This window comes from Aquamicrobium sp. LC103 (genome assembly GCF_001014615.2).
Classification (GTDB): domain Bacteria; phylum Pseudomonadota; class Alphaproteobacteria; order Rhizobiales; family Rhizobiaceae; genus LBCQ02.
Map to the genome: position 1 here is coordinate 190,510 of NZ_LBCQ02000011.1, position 21,068 is coordinate 211,577.

Annotated in this window: 16 protein-coding genes; 14 read left to right on the forward strand and 2 right to left on the reverse strand. The window is 65.1% G+C overall.

Annotated elements, in window-relative coordinates:
* Positions 1-95: 95 nt before the first annotated feature.
* The 13 genes from ehuC (at position 96) to XW59_RS21500 (ending at position 18,366) form a co-directional block, all read left to right on the forward strand.
* Complete coding sequence (ehuC, locus tag XW59_RS21440; protein ID WP_047147605.1) at positions 96-758, forward strand: ectoine/hydroxyectoine ABC transporter permease subunit EhuC; 663 nt, start codon at positions 96-98, stop codon at positions 756-758.
* A gap of 2 nt (positions 759-760) precedes the next feature.
* Positions 761-1,420, forward strand: coding sequence for an ectoine/hydroxyectoine ABC transporter permease subunit EhuD (ehuD, locus tag XW59_RS21445; protein ID WP_047147604.1), 660 nt, complete (start codon positions 761-763; stop codon positions 1,418-1,420).
* Positions 1,420-2,199, forward strand: coding sequence for an ectoine utilization protein EutA (eutA, locus tag XW59_RS21450; protein ID WP_047147603.1), 780 nt, complete (start codon positions 1,420-1,422; stop codon positions 2,197-2,199). The genes ehuD and eutA overlap by 1 nt, the downstream gene beginning before the upstream one ends.
* Before the next feature lie 7 nt (positions 2,200-2,206).
* The gene (gene eutB / locus XW59_RS21455) at positions 2,207-3,184 is read left to right on the forward strand and encodes a hydroxyectoine utilization dehydratase EutB (RefSeq protein WP_137327072.1); all 978 of its coding nucleotides are present in this window, start codon (positions 2,207-2,209) and stop codon (positions 3,182-3,184) included.
* 79 nt (positions 3,185-3,263) lie between these two features.
* Positions 3,264-4,256: an ectoine utilization protein EutC gene (eutC, locus tag XW59_RS21460; protein WP_047147601.1), complete on the forward strand. Its 993-nt coding sequence runs from the start codon at positions 3,264-3,266 to the stop codon at positions 4,254-4,256.
* Positions 4,257-4,295: 39 nt separating this feature from the next.
* Entirely contained in the window at positions 4,296-5,477 is a 1,182-nt protein-coding gene (gene doeA / locus XW59_RS21465) for an ectoine hydrolase DoeA (protein ID WP_047147600.1), read from the forward strand.
* Between the two features lie 237 nt (positions 5,478-5,714).
* On the forward strand, positions 5,715-6,719 hold the full coding sequence (gene doeB / locus XW59_RS21470; RefSeq protein ID WP_047147599.1) for a N(2)-acetyl-L-2,4-diaminobutanoate deacetylase DoeB: 1,005 nt from the start codon (positions 5,715-5,717) through the stop codon (positions 6,717-6,719).
* A 136-nt stretch (positions 6,720-6,855) separates the two neighbouring features.
* Positions 6,856-7,311: a DIP1984 family protein gene (locus XW59_RS21475; protein ID WP_052958368.1), complete on the forward strand. Its 456-nt coding sequence runs from the start codon at positions 6,856-6,858 to the stop codon at positions 7,309-7,311.
* A gap of 535 nt (positions 7,312-7,846) precedes the next feature.
* Positions 7,847-13,198 (forward strand): DUF4082 domain-containing protein, encoded by a 5,352-nt coding sequence (locus XW59_RS21480; RefSeq protein WP_082137742.1) that lies wholly within the window; start codon positions 7,847-7,849, stop codon positions 13,196-13,198.
* An 8-nt stretch (positions 13,199-13,206) separates the two neighbouring features.
* Complete coding sequence (locus tag XW59_RS21485; RefSeq protein WP_047147597.1) at positions 13,207-14,433, forward strand: GTP-binding protein; 1,227 nt, start codon at positions 13,207-13,209, stop codon at positions 14,431-14,433.
* A 36-nt stretch (positions 14,434-14,469) separates the two neighbouring features.
* Positions 14,470-14,778, forward strand: a complete 309-nt coding sequence (locus XW59_RS21490) for a hypothetical protein (RefSeq protein ID WP_047147596.1) — start codon at positions 14,470-14,472, stop codon at positions 14,776-14,778.
* A 31-nt stretch (positions 14,779-14,809) separates the two neighbouring features.
* A complete protein-coding gene (locus tag XW59_RS21495; protein WP_047147595.1) occupies positions 14,810-16,960 on the forward strand; it encodes a peptidase domain-containing ABC transporter in 2,151 nt (716 codons plus the stop codon).
* Complete coding sequence (locus XW59_RS21500) at positions 16,957-18,366, forward strand: HlyD family type I secretion periplasmic adaptor subunit (RefSeq protein WP_047147594.1); 1,410 nt, start codon at positions 16,957-16,959, stop codon at positions 18,364-18,366. The genes XW59_RS21495 and XW59_RS21500 overlap by 4 nt, the downstream gene beginning before the upstream one ends.
* 19 nt (positions 18,367-18,385) lie before the next feature.
* Here the strand turns inward: XW59_RS21500 and XW59_RS21505 are convergent, their stop codons facing one another.
* Positions 18,386-18,859 carry a hypothetical protein gene (locus XW59_RS21505; protein ID WP_047147783.1) on the reverse strand — a complete coding sequence of 158 codons (474 nt, stop codon included), beginning with the start codon at positions 18,857-18,859 and terminating at the stop codon, positions 18,386-18,388.
* Between the two features lie 150 nt (positions 18,860-19,009).
* Here XW59_RS21505 and XW59_RS21510 point away from each other — a divergent pair, with 150 nt between their 5' ends.
* Positions 19,010-20,638 carry an MFS transporter gene (locus XW59_RS21510; RefSeq protein WP_047147593.1) on the forward strand — a complete coding sequence of 543 codons (1,629 nt, stop codon included), beginning with the start codon at positions 19,010-19,012 and terminating at the stop codon, positions 20,636-20,638.
* 151 nt (positions 20,639-20,789) lie between these two features.
* Here XW59_RS21510 and XW59_RS21515 read toward each other — a convergent pair whose 3' ends face one another.
* Positions 20,790-21,041, reverse strand: a complete 252-nt coding sequence (locus XW59_RS21515) for a GlsB/YeaQ/YmgE family stress response membrane protein (RefSeq protein ID WP_047147592.1) — start codon at positions 21,039-21,041, stop codon at positions 20,790-20,792.
* Positions 21,042-21,068 lie beyond the last annotated feature (27 nt).

Consider the following 21,068-nt stretch of genomic DNA (forward strand, 5'->3'; position numbering starts at 1 on the left):
GGGTGGGAGGCTGCGAAAAGATCGGCCATAGCCTCTCCCCGACGGGAGGGGCTACCGGGTGAGGGAACAATTCCAACAGCGACCATAAGAGTTTCATGGACAACTGGTCCGGATATCTAGGCTTGATCCTGCAGGGCGCGGTCGTCACCGTCCAGCTGACGCTGATGGGCTCGGCGCTGGCATTGGTCATGGCCTTCCTGGCGGGGCTCGGCAGGTTGTCGCGCTTCTTCGCGGTGCGCGCGATTGCCACGGCCTATATCGAATTCTTCCGCGGCACCTCGATCTTCGTGCAATTGTTCTGGGCCTATTTCGTGCTGCCCTTCATGGGCATCTCGCTGACGCCGCTGCAGGCGGGCGTGCTGGCGCTCGGCCTCAATGTCGGCGCCTATGGCGCGGAGGTGGTGCGCGGCGCGATCCAGTCGATCGGCAAGGAGCAGTACGAGGCGTGCGTGGCGCTCAACCTCGGCCGCTGGCAGTGCATGCGCCACATCATATTGCCGCAGGCATTGCTTCTCATGCTGCCGACCTTCGGCAACAATGCCATCGAGCTGCTCAAGGCCACCGCCGTGGTCTCGCTCATCTCGCTTGCCGACATGACCTTCCAGGCGCAGGTGGTGCGGGCGCAGACCGGCAACACGCTGATCCCGTTTGCGACCATCCTGGTGCTCTACTTCCTGATGGCGCTTTGCATTTCCTGGGCCGTGCGCGGCCTCGAACGCCGCATGGCGCGCGGCCTCGACGGCGTGAGGGCGACCTGATCATGGAATGGGACTGGAACTTCGTCTGGCAGATCATGCCCACAATGCTGCAGGGCGTGAAGATCACCATCATCGCCACGCTGCTCGGCTCCGCGCTTGCCGCCGTCATCGGTCTCGTCATCGCGCTGTTGCGCCGCTCGCCCAACCGCATCGTGTCGCGCTCGGTCGGCTTCGCCGCCGAGTTCATCCGCGGCACGCCGCTGCTCGTCCAGCTCTACTTCATCTTCTACGTGTTGCCCGATATCGGCATCCTGCTTTCGCCGCTCGTGGCTGGCGTCATCGGGCTCGGACTCCATTACGGTACCTATACGGCCGAGGTCTACCGCGCCGGCATCGACAACGTGCCGCGCGGCCAGTGGGAGGCGGCGAAGGCCTGCAATCTCGGCCCGACGCAGACCTGGACGCACATCATCATGCCGCAGGCGATCCCGCCGATGATCCCGGCGCTCGCCAACTATTTCATCGCCATGTTCAAGGAAACGCCGCTGCTGTCGGCAATCACCGTGCTCGAGCTGATGAACCAGGCGAAAAGCATCGCCAATTCGAACTACCGCTATATCGAGCCGATCACGCTGGTCGGTGCCTTCTTTCTCGTCATCAGCCTTTGCTCGGTGTTTCTGCTGCGCTGGCTGGAGCGGCGGTACGGGAGGATCGAGAGTTGATGGCCGCACCGGTCGACATCAAGCTTCGCCATGCGCGCCCGGCCCTCGATCCGAGGCCGCTGAGGAAACGGGTTGGGCTGGTCATCCTTGCAACCGACCACACGACGGAGCCGGACTACCAGCGCATGGTGGCGAGCGCGGAGATCGGCGTCTATGTCGCGCGCATTCCCTTCGCCAATCCGGTGACGCCGGAAAACCTGCGCGCCATGCAGCCGTCCCTGACCGAGGCGGCGGGGCTGATTCTGCCCGGCGAGGAACTCGATGCGGTCTGCTATTCCTGCACATCCGCCTCGGTGGTCATCGGCGACGACGAGATCGAGGCCGCGATTCAGGAGGCGAAACCCGGCGTGCCTGTGGTGACGCCACCGCTGGCCGGCGTGCGTGGCCTCAAGGCGCTCGGTGCGCGCCGCATCAGCGTGCTCACGCCCTATACGGTCGAAACCAGCCGGCCGATGGCGGATTATTTCGCACGGCACGGATTCGAGATCGCGAGCTTTACCTGCCTCGGCTTCAGCGACGACAGGGAGATGGCGCGCATCTCGCCCGCTTCGCTGGTGGAGATCGCTGCCGAGGCGACAGCACCGGAGGCCGACGCGCTGTTCATCTCCTGCACCGCGGTACGGGCGGCAGGCGTTGCCGCAGGGATCGAGAGGCGAACCGGACGGCCGATGGTTTCGAGCAATCTTGCCTCCGCCTGGACCTGTCTGCGGCTGTGTGGTGACGAGACGGCGCGGCCGGAACTCGGGCGGCTGATGGCGCTGCCGCTGCCCAGGGGATGAACGGGTAATGTCAACGCCACCGGTCACGATCGACGACATTCGCGCGGCACGCGATTGCATCGCCGGAAAAATCCAATCGACGCCGGTCGTGCTTTCGCCCATCCTGAGCGAGCTTGCCGGCGTACCGGTGCACCTCAAGCTCGAGCATCGCCAGACGACCGGCGCCTTCAAGCTGCGCGGCGCGTCGAACGCGGTAGCCCTGCTCTCCGCGGAGGAGAGGAAGCGCGGCGTGACCACCGCCTCGACCGGCAATCACGGCCGTGCGCTTGCCCATGCCGCCAGGCTCGAAGGCGCGCGCGCGGTCATCTGCATGTCGAAGCTGGTGCCTGAAAACAAACTCTCCGAGATCAGGCGGCTGGGCGCCGAAATCCGGATCGTCGGCAACAGCCAGGACGATGCGCAGGCTGAGGTGGACCGGCTCGTCGCCGAGGAGGGCATGATTGCCGTGCCGCCCTTCGACCATCCGGCGGTGATTGCCGGTCAGGGAACGCTGGGGCTGGAGATCATGGAGGCGGTGCCGGATGTCGCGACGGTGCTGGTGCAGCTCTCCGGTGGCGGGCTGGCGGCAGGCATTGCCGCCGCGGTCAAGGCCGTCAATCCGCGCGCGCGTGTCGTCGGCGTCTCGATGGAGCGGGGCGCCGCGATGAAGGCGAGCCTCGACGCCGGCCGGCCGGTGCAGGTCGAGGAGCTGCCGACGCTGGCGGATTCGCTCGGCGGCGGCATCGGGCTCGACAACAGACTGACCTTCGCCATGTGCCGCGATCTCCTCGACGACGTCGTGCTGCTTTCGGAGGAAGAGATCGCCGCCGGCATCCGCCATGCCTATGCGGCCGAGCGCGAGATCGTCGAAGGGGCGGGGGCGGTCGGCCTCGGCGCGTTGCTGGCCCGAAAGGTCAAGCCCGCCGGGCCGACCGTGCTCATCCTCTCCGGCGCCAACATCGACATGGCGTTGCACCGCAAGGTGGTTTGCGGGGAGGGACGGTGATGAAGATTCTTTCGGTGCCGCGTATCGCCGGCGTGGTCTCGCCCCCGTTTTCCTCGCACCACGAGCAGGAGGCCCGCCCATGCCTCGCATGACCATTCTAACCGAAGCCGAGCTGCGCGGAATCGTACGCCTCGATCTCGACGCCGTCGCCTGCGTGGAAAACGCTTTCCGCGCGCTTGCGACCCAGGCGGTCGCGATGCCGCCGATCCTGCGGCTCGACATCCCGGAGGCCAATGGCGAGGTCGACGTGAAGACGGCCTATGTGCCGGGCATCGACGGCTTCGCAATCAAGATCAGTCCCGGCTTCTTCGACAATCCGAGGCTCGGCCTGCCGAGCGTCAACGGCATGATGGTGCTGCTCTCGTCGAAGACGGGCCTGGTCGAGGCGCTGCTGCTCGACAACGGATATCTCACCGATGTGCGGACGGCCGCGGCCGGCGCGGTCGCGGCGAAGCACCTTGCCTGCGAGGATGCCGCCGTCGCCGCCGTCTTTGGCGCCGGCGTGCAGGCAGGGCTCCAGCTCGAGGCGCTGACGCTCGTCCGTCCGATTCGCGAGGCGCGCATCTGGGCGCGCGACGGCGCGAAAGCGGAGGCGGCCGCCGCCGACCTCTCGGACCGGCTGGGCATCGACGTCCGCGCCGAGCCGGATGCGGAAAAGGCGGCTTTCGGCGCGGAGGTGATCGTGACGACGACGCCGGCGACCGAGCCGCTGATCAAGGCGGGCTTCGTCTCGGCGGGGCAGCACATCACCGCCATGGGCTCGGACGCCGAGCACAAGAACGAGATCCAGCCTGCGGTGATCCGCATGGCCGATCTCTACGTCGCCGACAACGCGAAGCAGACGCGCCGGCTGGGCGAGCTGCACCACGCCATCGAGGCCGGAGTGATGGCCGCCGACGCGGAGGTGACGGAACTCGGCCAGATCATAGCCGGTGAAAGGCATGGCCGGCGCGCCGCCGCCGACATCACGATTGCCGACCTCACCGGAACCGGCGTGCAGGATACCGCCATCGCGACGCTGGCGAGCGAGCGCGCCAGGGCCGCCGGGGCGGGGACGATTTTCGAAAGCTGACGTACCCGCCGCCATGCGGGACATACGAGGAAGAGCATCATGGTTGAACCAAACCTGAAATTTTCGCGCGCGGAATATGCCGAGCGGCTGGCCAAGACGCGGCGCGCCATGGAGGCGAAGGGCGTCGATCTCCTGATCGTCAGCGACCCGTCCAACATGGCCTGGCTGACCGGCTATGACGGCTGGTCGTTCTATGTGCACCAGGCCGTTCTCGTGCCGCCTCAGGGCGAGCCGGTCTGGTACGGTCGCGGGCAGGATGCGAACGGTGCGAAGCGCACCGCCTACCTCTCCCACGACAACATCATCGGCTATGCCGACCATTACGTGCAGTCCACCGAGCGGCATCCGATGGACTATCTCTCGCAGGTGATCGCCGAGCGCGGTTGGGACCGGCTCACCGTCGGCGTGGAGATGGACAATTACTGGTTCTCCGCAGCCGCCTTCGCCTCGCTTCAGAAGCACCTGCCCAATGCCCGCTTCGTCGACGCGACCGCGCTGGTGAACTGGCAACGGGCGGTGAAGAGCCCGACCGAGATCGACTACATGCGCAAGGCCGGCCGCATCGTCGAGCTCATGCATGAGCGGATCGTGGAAAAAGCCGAAATCGGCATGCGCAAGAGCGATCTCGTCGCCGAGATCTACGACGCCGGCATTCGCGGCACGCCGGAATTCGGCGGCGACTATCCGGCGATCGTGCCGCTGCTGCCGTCGGGGGCGGATGCGTCCGCGCCTCATCTAACCTGGGACGACAAGCCGATGCAGCGCGGCGAAGGAACCTTCTTCGAGATCGCCGGCTGCTACAACCGCTATCACGTGCCGCTTTCGCGCACGCTTTTCCTCGGCAAGCCGACGCAGGAATTCCTCGACGCCGAGAAGGCGACACTGGAAGGCATGGAGGCGGGGTTGGCGGCGGCCAAGCCCGGCAACACCTGCGAGGACATCGCCAACGCCTTCTTCGCGGTCCTGAAGAAATACGGCATCGTCAAGGACAACCGCACGGGCTATCCGATCGGGCTTTCCTATCCGCCGGACTGGGGCGAGCGCACGATGAGCCTGCGTCCCGGCGACCGCACCGAGTTGAAGCCGGGCATGACCTTCCACTTCATGACCGGCCTGTGGCTGGACACGATGGGACTGGAGATTACCGAATCCATCCTGATCACCGAGACCGGCGTGGAATGCCTCTCCGACGTTCCGCGCAAGCTGTTCGTAAAGGACTGAGACGATGGCCGGTTAGCCGTTCCGGACATCCTTCATGGCTCCCCTTCGCCCCTTCGACAAGCTCAGGGCTCAGGGCCGTATCTCGAAGCCGCGTGTTCCTTGCTCCTCTCGTGTTTCGACGGATCGCCTGCCCAGAGCTACGGATGCGAATTCGGGCCCTGAGCTTGTCGAAGGGGCGAAGGGGGCCTCGACGGACGCACTGAAGCCATAAACCGCAACCTCCACAGAGTACGTACCATGACCGAAGTTAGTCGCCCCTCGCCATTTGCGCCCACCGTGGATTTCGACAGGGATGGAACCCAGCACGGCTTCCTGCGGCTGCCTTACAGCCGCGACGATTCCGCCTGGGGCTCGGTGATGATCCCGATCACCGTGATCCGCAATGGCGGCGGTCCAACGGCGCTGCTGACCGGCGGCAATCACGGCGACGAATATGAAGGGCCGATCGCGCTCTTCGATCTCGCCAGGTCGTTGAGGCAGGAAGACGTCGCCGGAACCGTGATTATTGTGCCGGCTATGAACTATCCCGCGTTTCGCGCCGGCACCCGCACTTCGCCGATCGACAGGGGCAATCTCAACCGCAGCTTTCCCGGCCGGCCGGACGGCACGGTAACGGAAAAGATAGCCGACTATTTTCAACGTTATCTGTTGCCGCGCGCCGATATCGTGCTCGATTTCCATTCGGGCGGCCGTACGCTCGACTTCGTCCCGTTCTGTGCGGCCCACATCCTGCCCGACAAGGAGCAGGAGGAGAAGGCCTTCGCGGCGGTCGAGGCCTTTTCCGCTCCCTACTCGACGCGGATGCTGGAGATCGACGCAGTCGGCATGTTCGACACGGCTGCCGAGAACCTCGGCAAGGTCTTCGTGACGACCGAGCTCGGCGGCGGCGGCACAGCGCGGGCCGGGACGGTGAGGATCGCCAGGCGCGGCGTGCTGAACGTGCTGCGTCATGCCGGCATTGTCGAAGGCGCGGTCGAGAAGCAGCCGACGCGGTGGCTCGACATGCCCTCCGGCGATTGCTTCGCCTTCGCCGAGGACGATGGCATGATCGAGACGATGATCGATCTAGGTGAGGCGGTGAGACAGGGCGACGTGCTCGCCCGTATCTATCCCGTCGGGCGCACGGGCATGGCGCCCCGGGAAATCAGGGCGAAGATGTCCGGCATCCTTGCCGCCCGGCATTTTCCTGGTTTGGTCAAGGCCGGTGACTGCGCCGGCGTCGTCGCCGTGCTCACGGACTGATCCGCCGCCGAGACCGTTGATGCTTTTCCACCCGGTGAGGGTATCCCCGGCGGTGATTGTTCGCGGAGCCCGTCCCGCGTGCTTGTCGCTCATTCGAGGTTCGTCTAGCATTGAAGCCGCGATCTGAGGGATGAAGATGAAACTAGCTGAAGCACTTGTTCTTCGCGGCGATCTCATGAAGCGCCTGGAACAGGTCAAGGGCCGCGTCCTGCGCAATGCGAAGGTGCAGGAAGGCGACGAACCTGCCGAGAGCCCGCAGGATCTCCTGGCCGAATATGATCGGCTGGCCTCGGAATTGCGGCGTTTGATCGCCAGCATCAACCGGACCAACAGTGCCACCAGCTTCGCCAAAGGAACGCTGACCGACGCGCTGGCGGAGCGTGACGTGCTGCGCCTGCGTCAGGCAGCGTATCGTGATCTGGCCGAGGAGGCGACCGTGGTTCAGATGATCGGCACGCGGACGGAAGTCCGCTTCCGCCCGACCGTCCAGGTTTCCGACATCCAGAGGAAGGCGGATGATCTTGCTCAGGATCTTCGCAAGCTCGATTCCCGAATTCAGGAGGCTAACTGGCTGACCAGCCTTTTGGACTAAGCGCAGTCGGTATCCGGCGGTTGAAAGCGAATACGACCCCTTCCGGCGGGGCAAAGCCGGTTCTGTCGCGTCAGGGGCGACGCGTTTCCTTACCATGCAAGCCCAGCACGTCGACACCAGCATAGTAACTGTAACGCTTCATCACCACGTATTGGTTCGATCATCGGAGAGGTGTGGGATAGGGGCCGGTCTTCGTCGCAAATCGATGAGGCCCGGAACTGCGCTAATCGCCGGTCGACGGAGCGAGGAAAGCTCGTCGACGGCTGCCGGCGTTTGAACTTCCTTTCTGACGGGAGAAGCCAGGGTATTGGGAACGGCCGAGGCTTTGCCCAGCCTGGAAAGCCGCGCTCGCACTCCTTCTCCGCCGCCGCCGACATAATCCCATCGACGGATCGGCCCCGCCTTCCGGCTACCCCTTTTTGAAGCCTGCTCCACCCGATTGGCGTCCTTTGCCGGCCCGCAAAACGTGGCAGGATCGGCGGATGATGCGGCGCCATGCGCCCAGTCCGTACGGATGCAGGAAGGCTGGGGGACCATGTTCAAGACCTATGATCGGAACAATGAATTTCTGAGCGCGATCGGCGGCACGCCGGGCAATTCGTCCCAGCCGCTCGCGGCACGCAAGCCGGCCTATGTCGCGGACCCCGATGTTCTTTCCGCGATGGACAAGGTCTGCCAGCTTGGTTTTTCGGCGGTCGCCGGCGTCTTCCAGGCGGCAAAAGCGCAGACCTATTCGACTTCCTGCAAGCCGGGCGACGCTCATGACGGTTCGGGCGCCATGCCGGTATCGTCCTATTCCGCTTCGCTCGATGCCGCAGGCTCCGGCGCGGCGACGCCGTCCGTCGATGCGCCCGCCGCGAACGCTTCCTCCTGGAGCGTGAAATCGGACCCCGCCGCGGCGAGTGGCGGAACCTCGTTCTCGGCGACGTCCAGCCTTTCGCGACTGGCGACATCCCCGGAAGCCTCGGGCACCGACACCGGCGACGGGGTGTCGTCTCCGGGCACCACCGCGCCGTCGACCGGCGCGGGCACCGGTGCAGGCGCTCCGGGCGGCACCGGTTCCTTGGATGGCGGCGCGTCGCCGGTTCCCGGTGGCGCAGGCAGCTCGGCGGGCGGTGCGCCATCGTCGGGCCCCGGGACGACCGCCCCGAATGCAGGCCCGACGCCGGACATCAATACCGAGGCGGGTGGTGGCTCCACGCCGCAGGCGAACGCCGCCGCGACACCCAACAAGATCGCCCTGGAAAACATGAAACAGGGCAATCCACAGAGTGAATGGGGCATCGACGGCGACGGCGACCCCAGCATCCAGGGCTTCGCCACCGAGATCAGCACCAATATCGGCGGCACGGTCGATTTCAAGATCGCCACGGATTCCACCAACTACCGCATCGAGATCTACCGCCTGGGCTATTATGGCGGCGACGGCGCGCGCCGTGTCGACACCATCGACATCGATCTGGCGACGGCGCAGGTGCAGCCGCATCCGATCGTCGACATGTCGATCGGCCTGATCGACTGCGGCAATTGGGGTGTCTCGGCGAGCTGGCAGATTCCGCAGGACGCGGTTTCGGGTGTCTACGTCGCCAAGCTCATCCGCGAGGATGGAAGCGAGGGCGCGAGCCACATTCCGTTCATCGTGCGCGACGACAATTCGACCAGCGACATCGTCTTCCAGACGTCCGACACGACATGGCAGGCCTACAATGCCTGGGGCGGCGCCAGCCTTTATTACGGCGAAGTGCCGATGAACCCCGAGGACATGATCGCCTACATGCCGCCCAACTGCAGTTGCGGCGTCACCGCGATCGGGCGCGCCTATGCCGTCAGCTACAATCGCCCGTTCATCACCAATTCGAGCCCGTGGGGCGGCACGCACGACTTCATCTTCGGCGCCGAGCATTCGGCGATCCGCTGGCTCGAGCAGAACGGTTACGACGTCAGCTACATTTCCGGCGTGGACGCGACGCGCTCCGGCAACCTGCTCCTGAACCATCAGGCCTATCTCTCCGTCGGCCATGACGAATACTGGTCGGCCGAGCAACGCGCCAATGTCGAGGCCGCGCGCGATGCGGGCGTCAATCTCGCTTTCTGGAGCGGTAACGAGTGCTATTGGAAGGTGCGTTGGGAAACCAGCATCGACGGCAACGGCACGCCCTATCGAACCATGGTCTGCTACAAGGAGACCTGGGCCGGCGTCAGCATCGACCCGAGCGACACCACCACGGGAACCTGGCGCGACCCGCGCTTCCGCGAGCCGGGACAGGAGCCGGAAAATTCGCTGACCGGAACGATGTTCACCGTCGATTCCTACCGGCTCGATACGATCACGATCCCCTACGACTATTCGAACCTCAGGTTCTGGCGCAACACGGACGTCGCCGAACTGCAGCCGGGCGAGACCCATTCGCTGGTGCAGAACCTCCTGGGCTACGAATGGGATTCCGACGTCGAGAACGGCTTCCGGCCCGCCGGCCTCATCAACATGTCGCTGTCGACGGTCTCGGTGAACACCTATCTGCGTGATTACGGCACGACGATCGGCTCCGCGGATGCGACCCACAGCCTGACCATGTACCGCGCCGAAAGCGGCGCGCTGGTCTTCGGCGCGGGCACCGTGTTCTGGTCGTGGGGCCTCGACGCCGAGCACGAGGGCGCCGAGACGCCGACCGACCGCAATGTTCAGCAGGCCATGGTCAACATGTTCGCCGACATGGGCATCCAGCCGACGACGCTGGACGCGAGCCTGATCCTGGCGTCGCAATCGACCGATGCCGCGAAGCCGACCTCCACGATCACCTCGCCGATTTTCGGCGCGAGCTTCGTCGAGGGGCAGCGGGTGACGATCACCGGCACGGCCGTCGATTTCGGCGGCGGCGTCATCGCCGGCGTGGAAGTCTCCACCGACGGCGGCCAGAGCTGGTTCAAGGCGACCGGTCGCGAGAACTGGACCTATAGCTGGATCGCGCAGGCGAGCGCCACCTACACGATCATGTCGCGCGCGGTGGACGACAGCCTGAACCTGGAAACGCCGGGCACGGGCAAGCAGGTGACGGTGTCGTTGCCCGAAACGGCCAGCCTGTGGACCTTTGCCAGCAAACCGGCGGAGGAGACGGTGCTCGACCGCGATCCCGTCGAGGTCGGCGTGCGCTTCCAGACGACGATCGCCGGCACGGTCGAAGGCATCAAGTTCTACAAGGGCTTCTACAATATCGGCGCGCACAAGGTGAGCTTGTGGACCGCCGACGGTACGCTGCTGGCGACCGGCACCTCCACCGGCGAGTCGCTCTCCGGCTGGCAGACGGTAACCTTCTCCAGCCCGGTTCATATCGTTGCCGGAACGACCTATATCGCCTCCTATCATACCGGCGGTTTCTACTCGACGACGCAGGGCTACTTCAGCAACGCCTATGCCAACGGTCCGCTGCGCGTGCAGCAGAACGGCGGCGTCTACGCCTACGGTTCCACCTCGACCTTCCCGGGCAACAGCTCGACGGAGAACTATTGGGTCGACGTGGTCTTCAATGCCGGACCGAACACGGTGCCCGTGGCGACGGACGACAGCGGCTATTCGGTCTTCAAGGATGCGTTGATCGCCATTCCGATCTCCTCGCTCATCGCCAACGACATGGATCCGGACGGCGATGCGCTGACGATCAGCGCGGTGGGCAATGCGGTCAACGGAACGGTTACGCTGAACACGCAGACCGGCAACGTGATCTTCACGCCCAATGCCGGCTACATCGGACCGGCCAGCTTCACCTACACGCTTTCCGACGGGCGCGGCGGCACCGATCAGGCGACCGTCAGCCTCAACGTCCAGCAGGGACCCGAGGGCGTGTCGCTGTTCAATCCGACCGACGGGCCGACCGGTCCCGGCAGCAACGACAACAACGCGCTCGAACTCGGCATGAAGTTCACGGTATCGGCCAGCGGCACGATCACCGGCATGCGCTTCTACAAGGTCTCCGGCGACACCGGACCGCATACGGGTTCGATCTGGTCGGCGACCGGGTCGCTGCTCGCCACCGTGACCTTCACCAGCGAGACGCCGAGCGGCTGGCAGACGGCGATCTTCTCCAATCCTATCCAGGTCACCGCCGGCACCACCTACGTCGCCTCCTATCACACGACCGGAGCCTATGCGGCGACGAAGAACTTCTTCGAACAGACCTATACGAACGGGCCGATCAGCGCGCCCTCGTCGACGATCAGCGGCGGCAATGGCGTCTATGCCTATTCCGCCACCAGCGTGTTCCCGACGTCCAGCTACCAGGCGACGAACTACTGGGTCGATGTCGTCTTCAAGCAGTCGACCGGCAGCAGCGCGCCGATCGCCAACAACGACAACGGTTTCACCGTGACCCGCGACGGCATCCTCTCGCTCTCCTCGGCGATGCTGCTGGCCAACGACACCGATGCGGACGGCGACCAGTTGACGATCACCGGCGTGGGCAACGCGACGAACGGAACCGTTTCGCTCAACAGCCAGACCGGCTTGATCAGCTTCACGCCGACCGGCGGCTATACCGGTCCGGCCAGCTTCACCTACACCATCTCGGACGGCCATGGCGGCACGGATTCGGCAACCGTCAGCCTGACGGTGACGCCGCCGTCGAACGCGGTCGGCCTGTTCGCGCCCAATGCCACGCCGAGCGTCGCGGCCGTGAACGATCCGGGTTCCGTCGAACTCGGTGTAAGGTTCACCGTGTCCGCCAGCGGGATGATCACCGGGTTGCGCTACTACAAAAGCGCGCAGGACACCGGCACGCATACCGGTTCGCTGTGGACCAGCACCGGCACGCTGCTGGCGCGGGCGACCTTCACCAACGAGACGGCAAGCGGCTGGCAGACCGTCACCTTTGCCGAGCCGATCGCCGTCACGGCGGGCACGAGCTATGTCGCGAGCTATCATTCCAACGGTTTCTATGCGGCAAGCCCGAACTATTTCACCAGCACCCATACGAACGGACCGCTCAGCGCTCCGGCCGGCGCCAACGGCGTCTACGCCTACGGCTCGACGAGCGTGTTCCCGTCATCGAGCTACAATTCGACCAACTACTGGGTCGACGTGCTCTACGAGCAGTCGTCGCAGAACATCGCGCCGATCGCCAACAACGACAGCGGCTTCTCTTCGACCTACAACACGCCGCTCGTCTTCCAGGCGTCGAGCCTGCTCGCCAACGACAACGATCCCAACGGCGATCCGCTGGTTATCACCGGCGTCGGCGGCGCGGTGAACGGTACGGTGGCTTTCGACAGCCAGACGAATGCCGTGACCTTCACGCCGACGGCGAACCATGTCGGCGGCGCCAGCTTCAGCTACACGATCTCCGACGGGCGTGGCGGCACGGCCTCCGCCCAGGTATCGCTGACGGTCTCGCCGCCCGATGCCGAGCAGAACCTCTTTACTGCGAGCGACACGCCGACGACGGTCACCGCGAACGACCCGAACTCGGTCAATCTCGGCATGAAGTTCCAGGCCGACGTGGCGGGGTGGATCACCGGCTTCCGCTTCTACAAGGGACCGCAGAACACCGGCCCCCATGAGGCCCATCTGTGGACCGCCAACGGGACGCTGCTTGCCAGCGCGACCTTCACCAACGAGACGGCGAGCGGCTGGCAGACCGTGCGGCTCGACGAGGAAGTCGCGATCGAGGCGAACACCACCTACGTCGTCTCGTACCATACGAACGGCTTCTATTCGATGACGACAAACTATTTCGGAGCGGAGCATTCGAACAACAATCTGCATGCCCTCGCCGACGGACTCAGCGGTGGCAACGGCGTCTTCGCCTATGGCGATAGCGGCCTGTTCCCGACCTCGTCGTTCAACAAGTCCAACTACTATGTGGACGTCGCGTTCAGACCGCAGCTTGCGGCTTAGGTGTCGAGATGGGGTGGAGGGGGACGCGCGACGATCGCTTGCCGGTGACGGTGCTCACCGGCTTTCTCGGGGCGGGCAAGACGACGCTGCTCAACCACGTGCTGCGGAACCGCGAAGGGCGACGCGTCGCGGTCATCGTCAACGACATGAGCGAGGTCAATATCGACGCCGATCTCGTTCGCGACGGCGGTGCCGATCTTTCCCGTACCAACGAGACGCTTGTCGAGCTGACCAATGGCTGCATCTGCTGCACGCTCCGTGACGACCTGCTTTCGGAGGTCCGGCGGCTCGCCCGCGAAAGACGCTTCGACTATCTGCTGATCGAGGGAACCGGCATTGCCGAGCCGCTTCCGGTCGCGGCGACCTTCTCCTTCCGCGACCAGGCGGGGGCAGCCCTTGCCGACATCGCCCGGCTCGACACGATGGTCACCGTGGTCGACGCGGCGAACCTTCTTGCTGACTATTCGAGCGCCGATTTCCTTCGCGACCGTGGCGAGACGCGCGACGATGCCGACCAGCGCACGCTCGTCGACCTTCTGGTCGAGCAGATCGAGTTCGCCGACGTCGTGGTGGTCAACAAGGTTTCGGATGTGACGCCGGAAGCGCGCGACACGATCCGCCGCATCATCGCCGCGCTCAATCCGGATGCCGTCATGGTCGATACCGATTTCGGTCGCCTGCCGCTCGACGCGATCCTCGACACGGGCCGTTTCGACGAGGCGAAGGCGGCGACGCATCCGCTCTGGCACAAGGAACTCTACGGCGCGGCCGGGCATGTGCCCGAAACCGAGGAATACGGCATTTCGAGCTTCGTCTACCGTGCGCGGCGGCCCTTCGATCCAGCGAAGTTCCACGAATTTCTCGAAACGCCATGGCCGGGCCTGATCCGCGCCAAGGGGCATTTCTGGCTCGCCACGCGCCCCGACTGGGTGGGCCTGCTTTCGATCGCCGGCGCGCAGCGCAAGGCCGACGCGAAGGGAATGTGGTGGGCGGCCGTGCCGCAATCGCACTGGCCGCGCCATCCGCAGTTCCGGACGCTTCTCGACCGGCACTGGAGCGAGGTCTGGGGCGACCGGCGCCAGGAGCTCGTCTTCATCGGCGCGGGCATGGCCGAAGGTGAAATCCGCTCCATGCTCGACGGATGCCTTTTCGGATCCGAAACGAAATTCGATCCCGAGCTCGCGCAGTCTCTGCGCGATCCGTTCCCGCAATGGCAGCACGCACACGCGGCCTGACCGACACTGAAACCTGCAAGCACAACGGAGAAGACAATGACCCAGGAACTCTACGCAGACGGCATCGGCGAAATCACCGTCACCGGAACGATCGTCAGGATCGATTTCATGAGCCTGTCGGCCACCGAAAAGGACGACAAGAACAATCCGAAGCCGATTTTCCGACAGAGGGTGATCATGCCGGTGGACGCTTTCGCCAACGCCGTCGACTTGATGCAGAAGGCGCTCGGCGGACTGGTCGAGGCGGGCGCGGTGCGCCGCATCGGCGACGTCCAGAAGCTGCCTGGAGCGGAGGCCGCGCAGAACGGCGCGCCTGCCTCGAACTCCTCGCCGAACTTCAACTGACGGGCTTTTTTATCGGGGTTCAGGCAACGCCATGGGTGGGTATCCGCACACGAATCTGCAGTGCCTGGCGCTGGTCGCCCGCCATTACGGCGTCGACCTTTCGCCGGAACGCCTGGTGCACGAATACAATATCGGGGAGGAGGCGGTGCCGGTCCGCCAGCTCCTGCGCATGGCCAAGGATGCCGGCCTGCGCGCCCGTCACCTCCAGCTCGACTGGCAGGGGCTGATGCGGCTCGGCGAGGCATATCCGGCGCTTGCCGAGCTGGAGAACGGCAACTGGGTGGTGATCGCCAACCCGGTCTTCAGCGAGAACGGCGACCAGCACATGGTGCGGGTCCTCGATCCGCTCGCCAAGCGGCCGGAAGTGCTGATGCTGACCGAGGAGCAGTTCGCGCGGCGCTGGCGCGGCTCGGTGGTGCTTTTAAAGCGCGCCTTTCGGCTTTCCGACGACGACCAGCCTTTCGGCTTTCGCTGGTTCGTGCCGGAACTGGTGCGCCAGCGCAGCCTGTTCGCGGATGTCGCGCTCGCCGCCTTCGTGCTGTACGGGCTCGGGCTCGCAACGCCGATCTTCTTCCAGCTCGTCATCGACAAGGTGCTCGTCCATGAAAGCTACGCGACGCTGACGGTTCTGACGATCGGCATCGCCATCGCGCTGATATTCGATGCCGCCTTCGGCTTCCTCAGGCGCTATCTCCTCCTCTACGCGACGAACAAGATCGACATCCGCGTCGCGACGCGCACCTTCGGTCATCTGCTCAACCTGCCGATCGCGCTGTTCGAGCAGGCCTCGGCCGGCGTGCTCGTCAAGCACATGCAACAGACCGGGCGCATCCGCGAGTTCCTGACGGGGCGCCTGTTCCTGACGCTGCTCGACGGCATGTCGCTGCTCGTCTTCCTGCCGATCCTCTTCCTCTACAGCGTCAAGCTCACATTCGTGGTGCTGGGCTTCGCCGGCCTCGTCGGGCTGGTGGTGATGATGCTCGTCGGGCCATTCCAGCGACGGCTCCAGGCGCTCTATCAGGCGGAAGGCGAGCGGCAGGCGCTGCTGGTCGAGACCGTCCACGGCATGCGCACGGTCAAGTCGCTCGCGCTCGAGCCGCGGCAGCGCCAGGTCTGGGACGACAAGTCGGCGCAGTCGATCTCGGTGCGCTTCCGCGTCGACAAGATCTCGACCGTCGCGCAGGCGCTCACCGGGCTTCTGGAAAAGCTGATGAGCGTCGCGATCATCGGGCTTGGGGCACTCGATGTGTTCAGCGGAACGATGACGATCGGCGCGCTCGTTGCCTTCAACATGCTGGCCGGCCGCGTTTCCGGACCGCTGGTCCAGATTGTCACCATGATCCACGAATATCAGGAAGTGGCGCTTTCGGTGCGCATGCTCGGCGAGGTGATGAACCAGCGGCCGGAACAGTATGGCCGCGGCAGGGGCGTGCGCCCGCAACTCAAGGGCCGCATCGAATTCGAGAGTGTCTCCTTCCGCTACGGTCCGGACGGACCACCGGCGCTCGACAACGTTTCCTTCACCGTCCCCGAAGGCGCGGTCTTCGGCATCGTCGGCAAGAGCGGCTCGGGCAAGACGACGGTGACGCGGCTGATCCAGGGGCTCTACCCGATCCAGCAGGGCATCGTGCGCATGGACGGCTACGACAGCCGCGAGATCGACCTCGTTCACCTGCGCAAGAGCATCGGCGTGGTGTTGCAGGACAGCTTCCTTTTCCGAGGCACGGTGCGCGAGAACATTTCGGTCGCCAAGCCCGATGCCAGCATCGAGGAGATCGCGGCCGCCGCGCGCATGGCGGGCGCCGACGAGTTCATCGAGCGGCTTCCGCGCGGACTGGAAACCATGCTCGAGGAGAACGCATCCAATCTTTCCGGCGGCCAGAAGCAGCGGCTCGCGATCGCGCGCGCGCTCATCACCGATCCGCGCCTGCTGATCCTCGATGAGGCGACCAGCGCGCTCGACCCGGACAGCGAGGCGATCATACGCCAGAACTTGCATCAGATCGCCGCCGGCCGCACGGTCATCATCGTCTCGCACCGGCTTTCGACCCTTGTCGACGCCGACGCGATCCTCGTCGTGGAGCGCGGCAAGATCGCCGACATCGGCAAGCACGACCAGCTCGTGTCGCGCTGCATGACCTACCGCCATCTCTGGTCGCAGCAGACGAGGCAAGTGGCATGAACGCGCGCGCGCAGAAACCGGGCGGGAACCTGTCTGTTCCGGTTGCCAAGGCCGGCCAGGAAATCGTGGTCAAGCGGACGCTGCCGCCGGTCATCGCGGAATTCCAGCCCGATGCCGTCGAACTCGAGGAACGTGTTCCGCCGAAGATCGCCAGGCTGACGCTCTACGGCGTCACGGCCCTGATCGCGGCGGCGGTCACCTGGGCTTCCGTATCCTCGATCGACGAGATCGTGGTGGCGCAGGGCAGGCTGATCACGACCAAGCCGACGATCATGGTCCAGCCTCTGGAAACCTCGATCATCCGCTCCATCGACGTTTCGACAGGCGACGTGGTTCATGCCGGCCAGACGCTCGCCACGCTCGATGCGACCTTCAGCCAGTCCGATGTCGACCAGCAACGTGCGCGTTTCGCGGCCCTCGACGCGCAGGTGAGGCGCATCGAGGCGGAGCTGGAAGGCCACGACTATTCGAAGCTCGCGGGCACGACCCCCGACGAGATGCTGCAGGTCGCGCTCTTCGGCCAGCGGCAGGCCTTCTACATGGCGCAGATCCAGAATTTCGACCAGCAGATCGCCGGCCAGGCCTCGGTCATCGACACCAGCAGGAACCAGGAGGCCGTGCTCGTCGATCGGCGCGACACGCTCGCCCAGATCGAGGACGCGCGCGCCACGCTCTACAAGCAGGAGACAGGTTCGCTTCTGAACCTGCTCGGCTCGCGCGACGCGCGGCTCGATGTCGATGCGAGCCTCGCCCAGTTGCGCGGCTCGGCGGTGGAAGCCGAGCATGCGCTGGCGAAGCTGCGTGCCGACCGCCAGGCCTTCATCGAGGATTTCCGCCGCGCCTCCATGGAACAGCTCGTCGAGTTGAGGGGCCAGCGCGACACGGCCGGCGAGGAGCTGAAGAAGATGGAGCTGCGCCGCGATATGGTGGCGTTGACCGCGCCCTCCGACGCGGTGGTGCTCGACCTTGCCCAGCGCTCGATCGGCTCGGTGGTGCGGGAGGCGGAGCCGATCGTCACGCTGGTGCCGCTCAACGTGCCGCTCGAGGCGGAGGTTTCGGTGCAGTCGCGCGACATCGGCCGCGTCTCGGCGGGCGAGGAAGTCCGCATCAAGTTCGATGCCTATCCCTTCCAGAAATTCGGCACTGCGGCGGGCGAGATCCGCACGATCAGTCGCGACGCGTTCAATCCGGAGCAGCAGGAGGCCGCGCAGGGCGCCGAAGCCGCGCCCTTTTTCAAGGCGCGGGTCAGTCTCGCCGACACCAAGCTGCGCGGTTCGGGAGAACCGGTGAGGCTGTTGCCGGGCATGACCGTGACGGCGGAGATCAAGGTCGGCCAGCGGACGGTGATCTCCTATTTCCTCTATCCGTTGATCCGGGGGCTGAACGAAAGCATACGCGAGCCCTGAGGCGGGACGGCGGCGTGCTTCAGCCGCGCCGCGCCGGCTTTCCGTCCTCGTCGACAAGGCCGTGCTTGCGGTAGAGCGCCATCTCGTCACCGGCGATGAAGGCGAAGATCTTCGCTCCTTCCTTCGTACGTTGCACGAGATAGGTGACGTCGAAATCGATCGACGCCGGCGCGCCGTCCGGCTTTTGATATTCGGCACGGTAGTAGACCCGCACGCGGTCGTGCATGTCGGCGATCGGCCGGGTCTCGACGCCTTCCACCTTCATGCCCCGCGTCCCGATCGCCTTGTAGAAGCGGTACCCTTCCTCGAGGACCTTCGCGAAATTTTCGTCGTTCGCGCCATGCGACACGCCGCCGGCGATCGACAGGGCAAGGAAATCGTCGGCGAAGAAGGAGCGGATGAGATCGGCCTCGACGCGGTCGCCGAGCGAGCGCTCGTAGGCATCGGCGTAGCGGCGGAAATGGGCGAGATAGTCGACCGTGCTTTCCTGCATCGTCTTTCTCCTTTCGGTGCGACCCTTGGAAATATAGTGCAGCGGCGTCCGGCGGCCGAGGAAATCCCTTGCCTTGGCCTCGTTCAGCCTGTTCAAATCACAACCTGCAAGAATCGCAAAATCAAGAGCACTGCTGGGTAAGGCTTACCGGTGCCGGACAGAATTTCCCCTCTCGCCCCGTTCAAGCAGGACACTTTCCGCAACATCTGGCTGGCAAGCGTATCGTCCAATTTCGGTGGTCTCATCCAGGCGGTCGGCGCGGCGTGGATGATGACCGCGATCTCCGACTCGGTGAACATGGTGGCGCTGGTGCAGGCATCGACCGCGCTGCCGATCATGCTGTTCTCGATGGTGTCAGGCGCGCTCGCCGACAATTTCAATCGCCGCCGTATCATGCTCACCGCGCAGTGCTTCATGCTGGTGACGTCGGCGATCCTCACCACCTGCGCCTATCTCGGCATCATAACGCCGTGGCTGCTCCTGTTTTTCACCTTCCTCATCGGCTGCGGCACGGCGCTGAACAACCCGTCCTGGCAGGCCTCGGTCGGCGACATCGTCCCGCGCGACGAGATCCCGGCGGCCGTTGCGCTCAACAGCATGGGCTTCAACATAACCCGCAGCGTCGGCCCGGCGATTGGTGGCGCCATCGTGGCCGCGGCAGGCGCGGCGGCCGCCTTCGCCATCAACACGCTGAGCTATCTTCCGCTGCTTGTCGTCCTGTCGCGTTGGAAGCCGCCGGAAACGGTCAGCCAGTTGCCGCGCGAGACGCTCGGCCGGGCGATCTTCGCCGGCATCCGCTATGTGGCGATGTCGCCGAACATCGTGAAGGTGCTGCTGCGCAGCTTCGTCTTCGGCCTTTCCGCCAGCGCCATCCTGGCGCTTCTGCCGCTGGTCGCGCGCGACCTGGTCGCCGGCGGGCCGATCGTCTATGGCGCGATGCTGGGCTCCTTCGGCATCGGCGCGGTCGGCGGCGCACTCCTGAGCGCCAGGCTCCGCGAGGCGATGACCAGCGAGGCGACCGTGCGTTGGGCCTTTGCCGGCTTCGCCGTGAGCGCGGCGGTCACCGCGTTGAGCACCAGCGCGCTCTTGACCTGCGCGATCCTCCTGATCGCAGGCGCCAACTGGGTGCTCGCCCTGTCGCTCTTCAACACGACGGTGCAGCTTTCCTCGCCGAGATGGGTGGTGGGCCGCTCGCTCTCGCTCTACCAGACCATGACCTTCGCCGGCATCGCCGGGGGAAGCTGGCTGTGGGGCGCGCTCGCCGAGGAGTTCGGCGCGGAGCGGGCGCTGCTTGCCTCAAGCGTGGTGATGCTCTTCGGCATCGTTTTCGGCCTCCGTTATGCGCTGCCCGAGTTCGTCGCGCTCAATCTGAGCCCGCTCAACAGGTTCAGCGAGCCGTCGCTGTCGCTCGACCTCACGCCGAGAAGCGGGCCGATCGTCATCATGATCGAATATGTCATCGACGAGGAGGACGTGCCGGAATTCCTGACCGCGATGAACGAGCGGCGGCGTATTCGCATCCGCGACGGCGCGGGACATTGGGCACTGATGCGCGACCTCGAGAATCCGAGAGTCTGGACCGAAAGCTACCACACGCCGACCTGGACGGAATATGTGCGCTACAACCAGCGCCGCACCCAGGCCGACGCGGGCGTGTTCGACCGTATCCGCGAGATGCATCGGGGAAGCGAGCCCCCGCGCGTGAGCCGCATGATCGAGCGTCCGACCACCGGTCCTCGTCATCACGAGGCTCCCAAGAGCACGTTCGACATGACCTGAGGCGCGACGGCGCCCGGCCTTGCCGTCGGCCTGGAGGCAGGGCTCCTTGCTCTAGAGCCCGACGCGATCTTTCGGATTCGCCGACCGCGCTTCAGGTCTTTGTCCTACGCATGTCCCGAAACAACCGGGAGCCACTTTCGGGAGACGTGCTCTAGGACCTGACCATCCGGCCCAGCGCTATGAGTATGCAGGCACCGATGAAACCGGCGATCAGATAGCCGACCCAGCCGGCGAAGGTGACGCCGACCATGCCGAGGATGGCGCTGGCGATTGCCGCGCCTACTATGCCGAGCAGGATGTTCATGAGCAGACCGGTGTCGGTGTTCATGAACTGCTTTGCCAGCCATCCGGCGACGCCGCCGATGATGATTGCCGCGATCCAGCCTACGCCCTGATCGTCCATGGGGTCCTCCTTCGATTTGGGACCTAA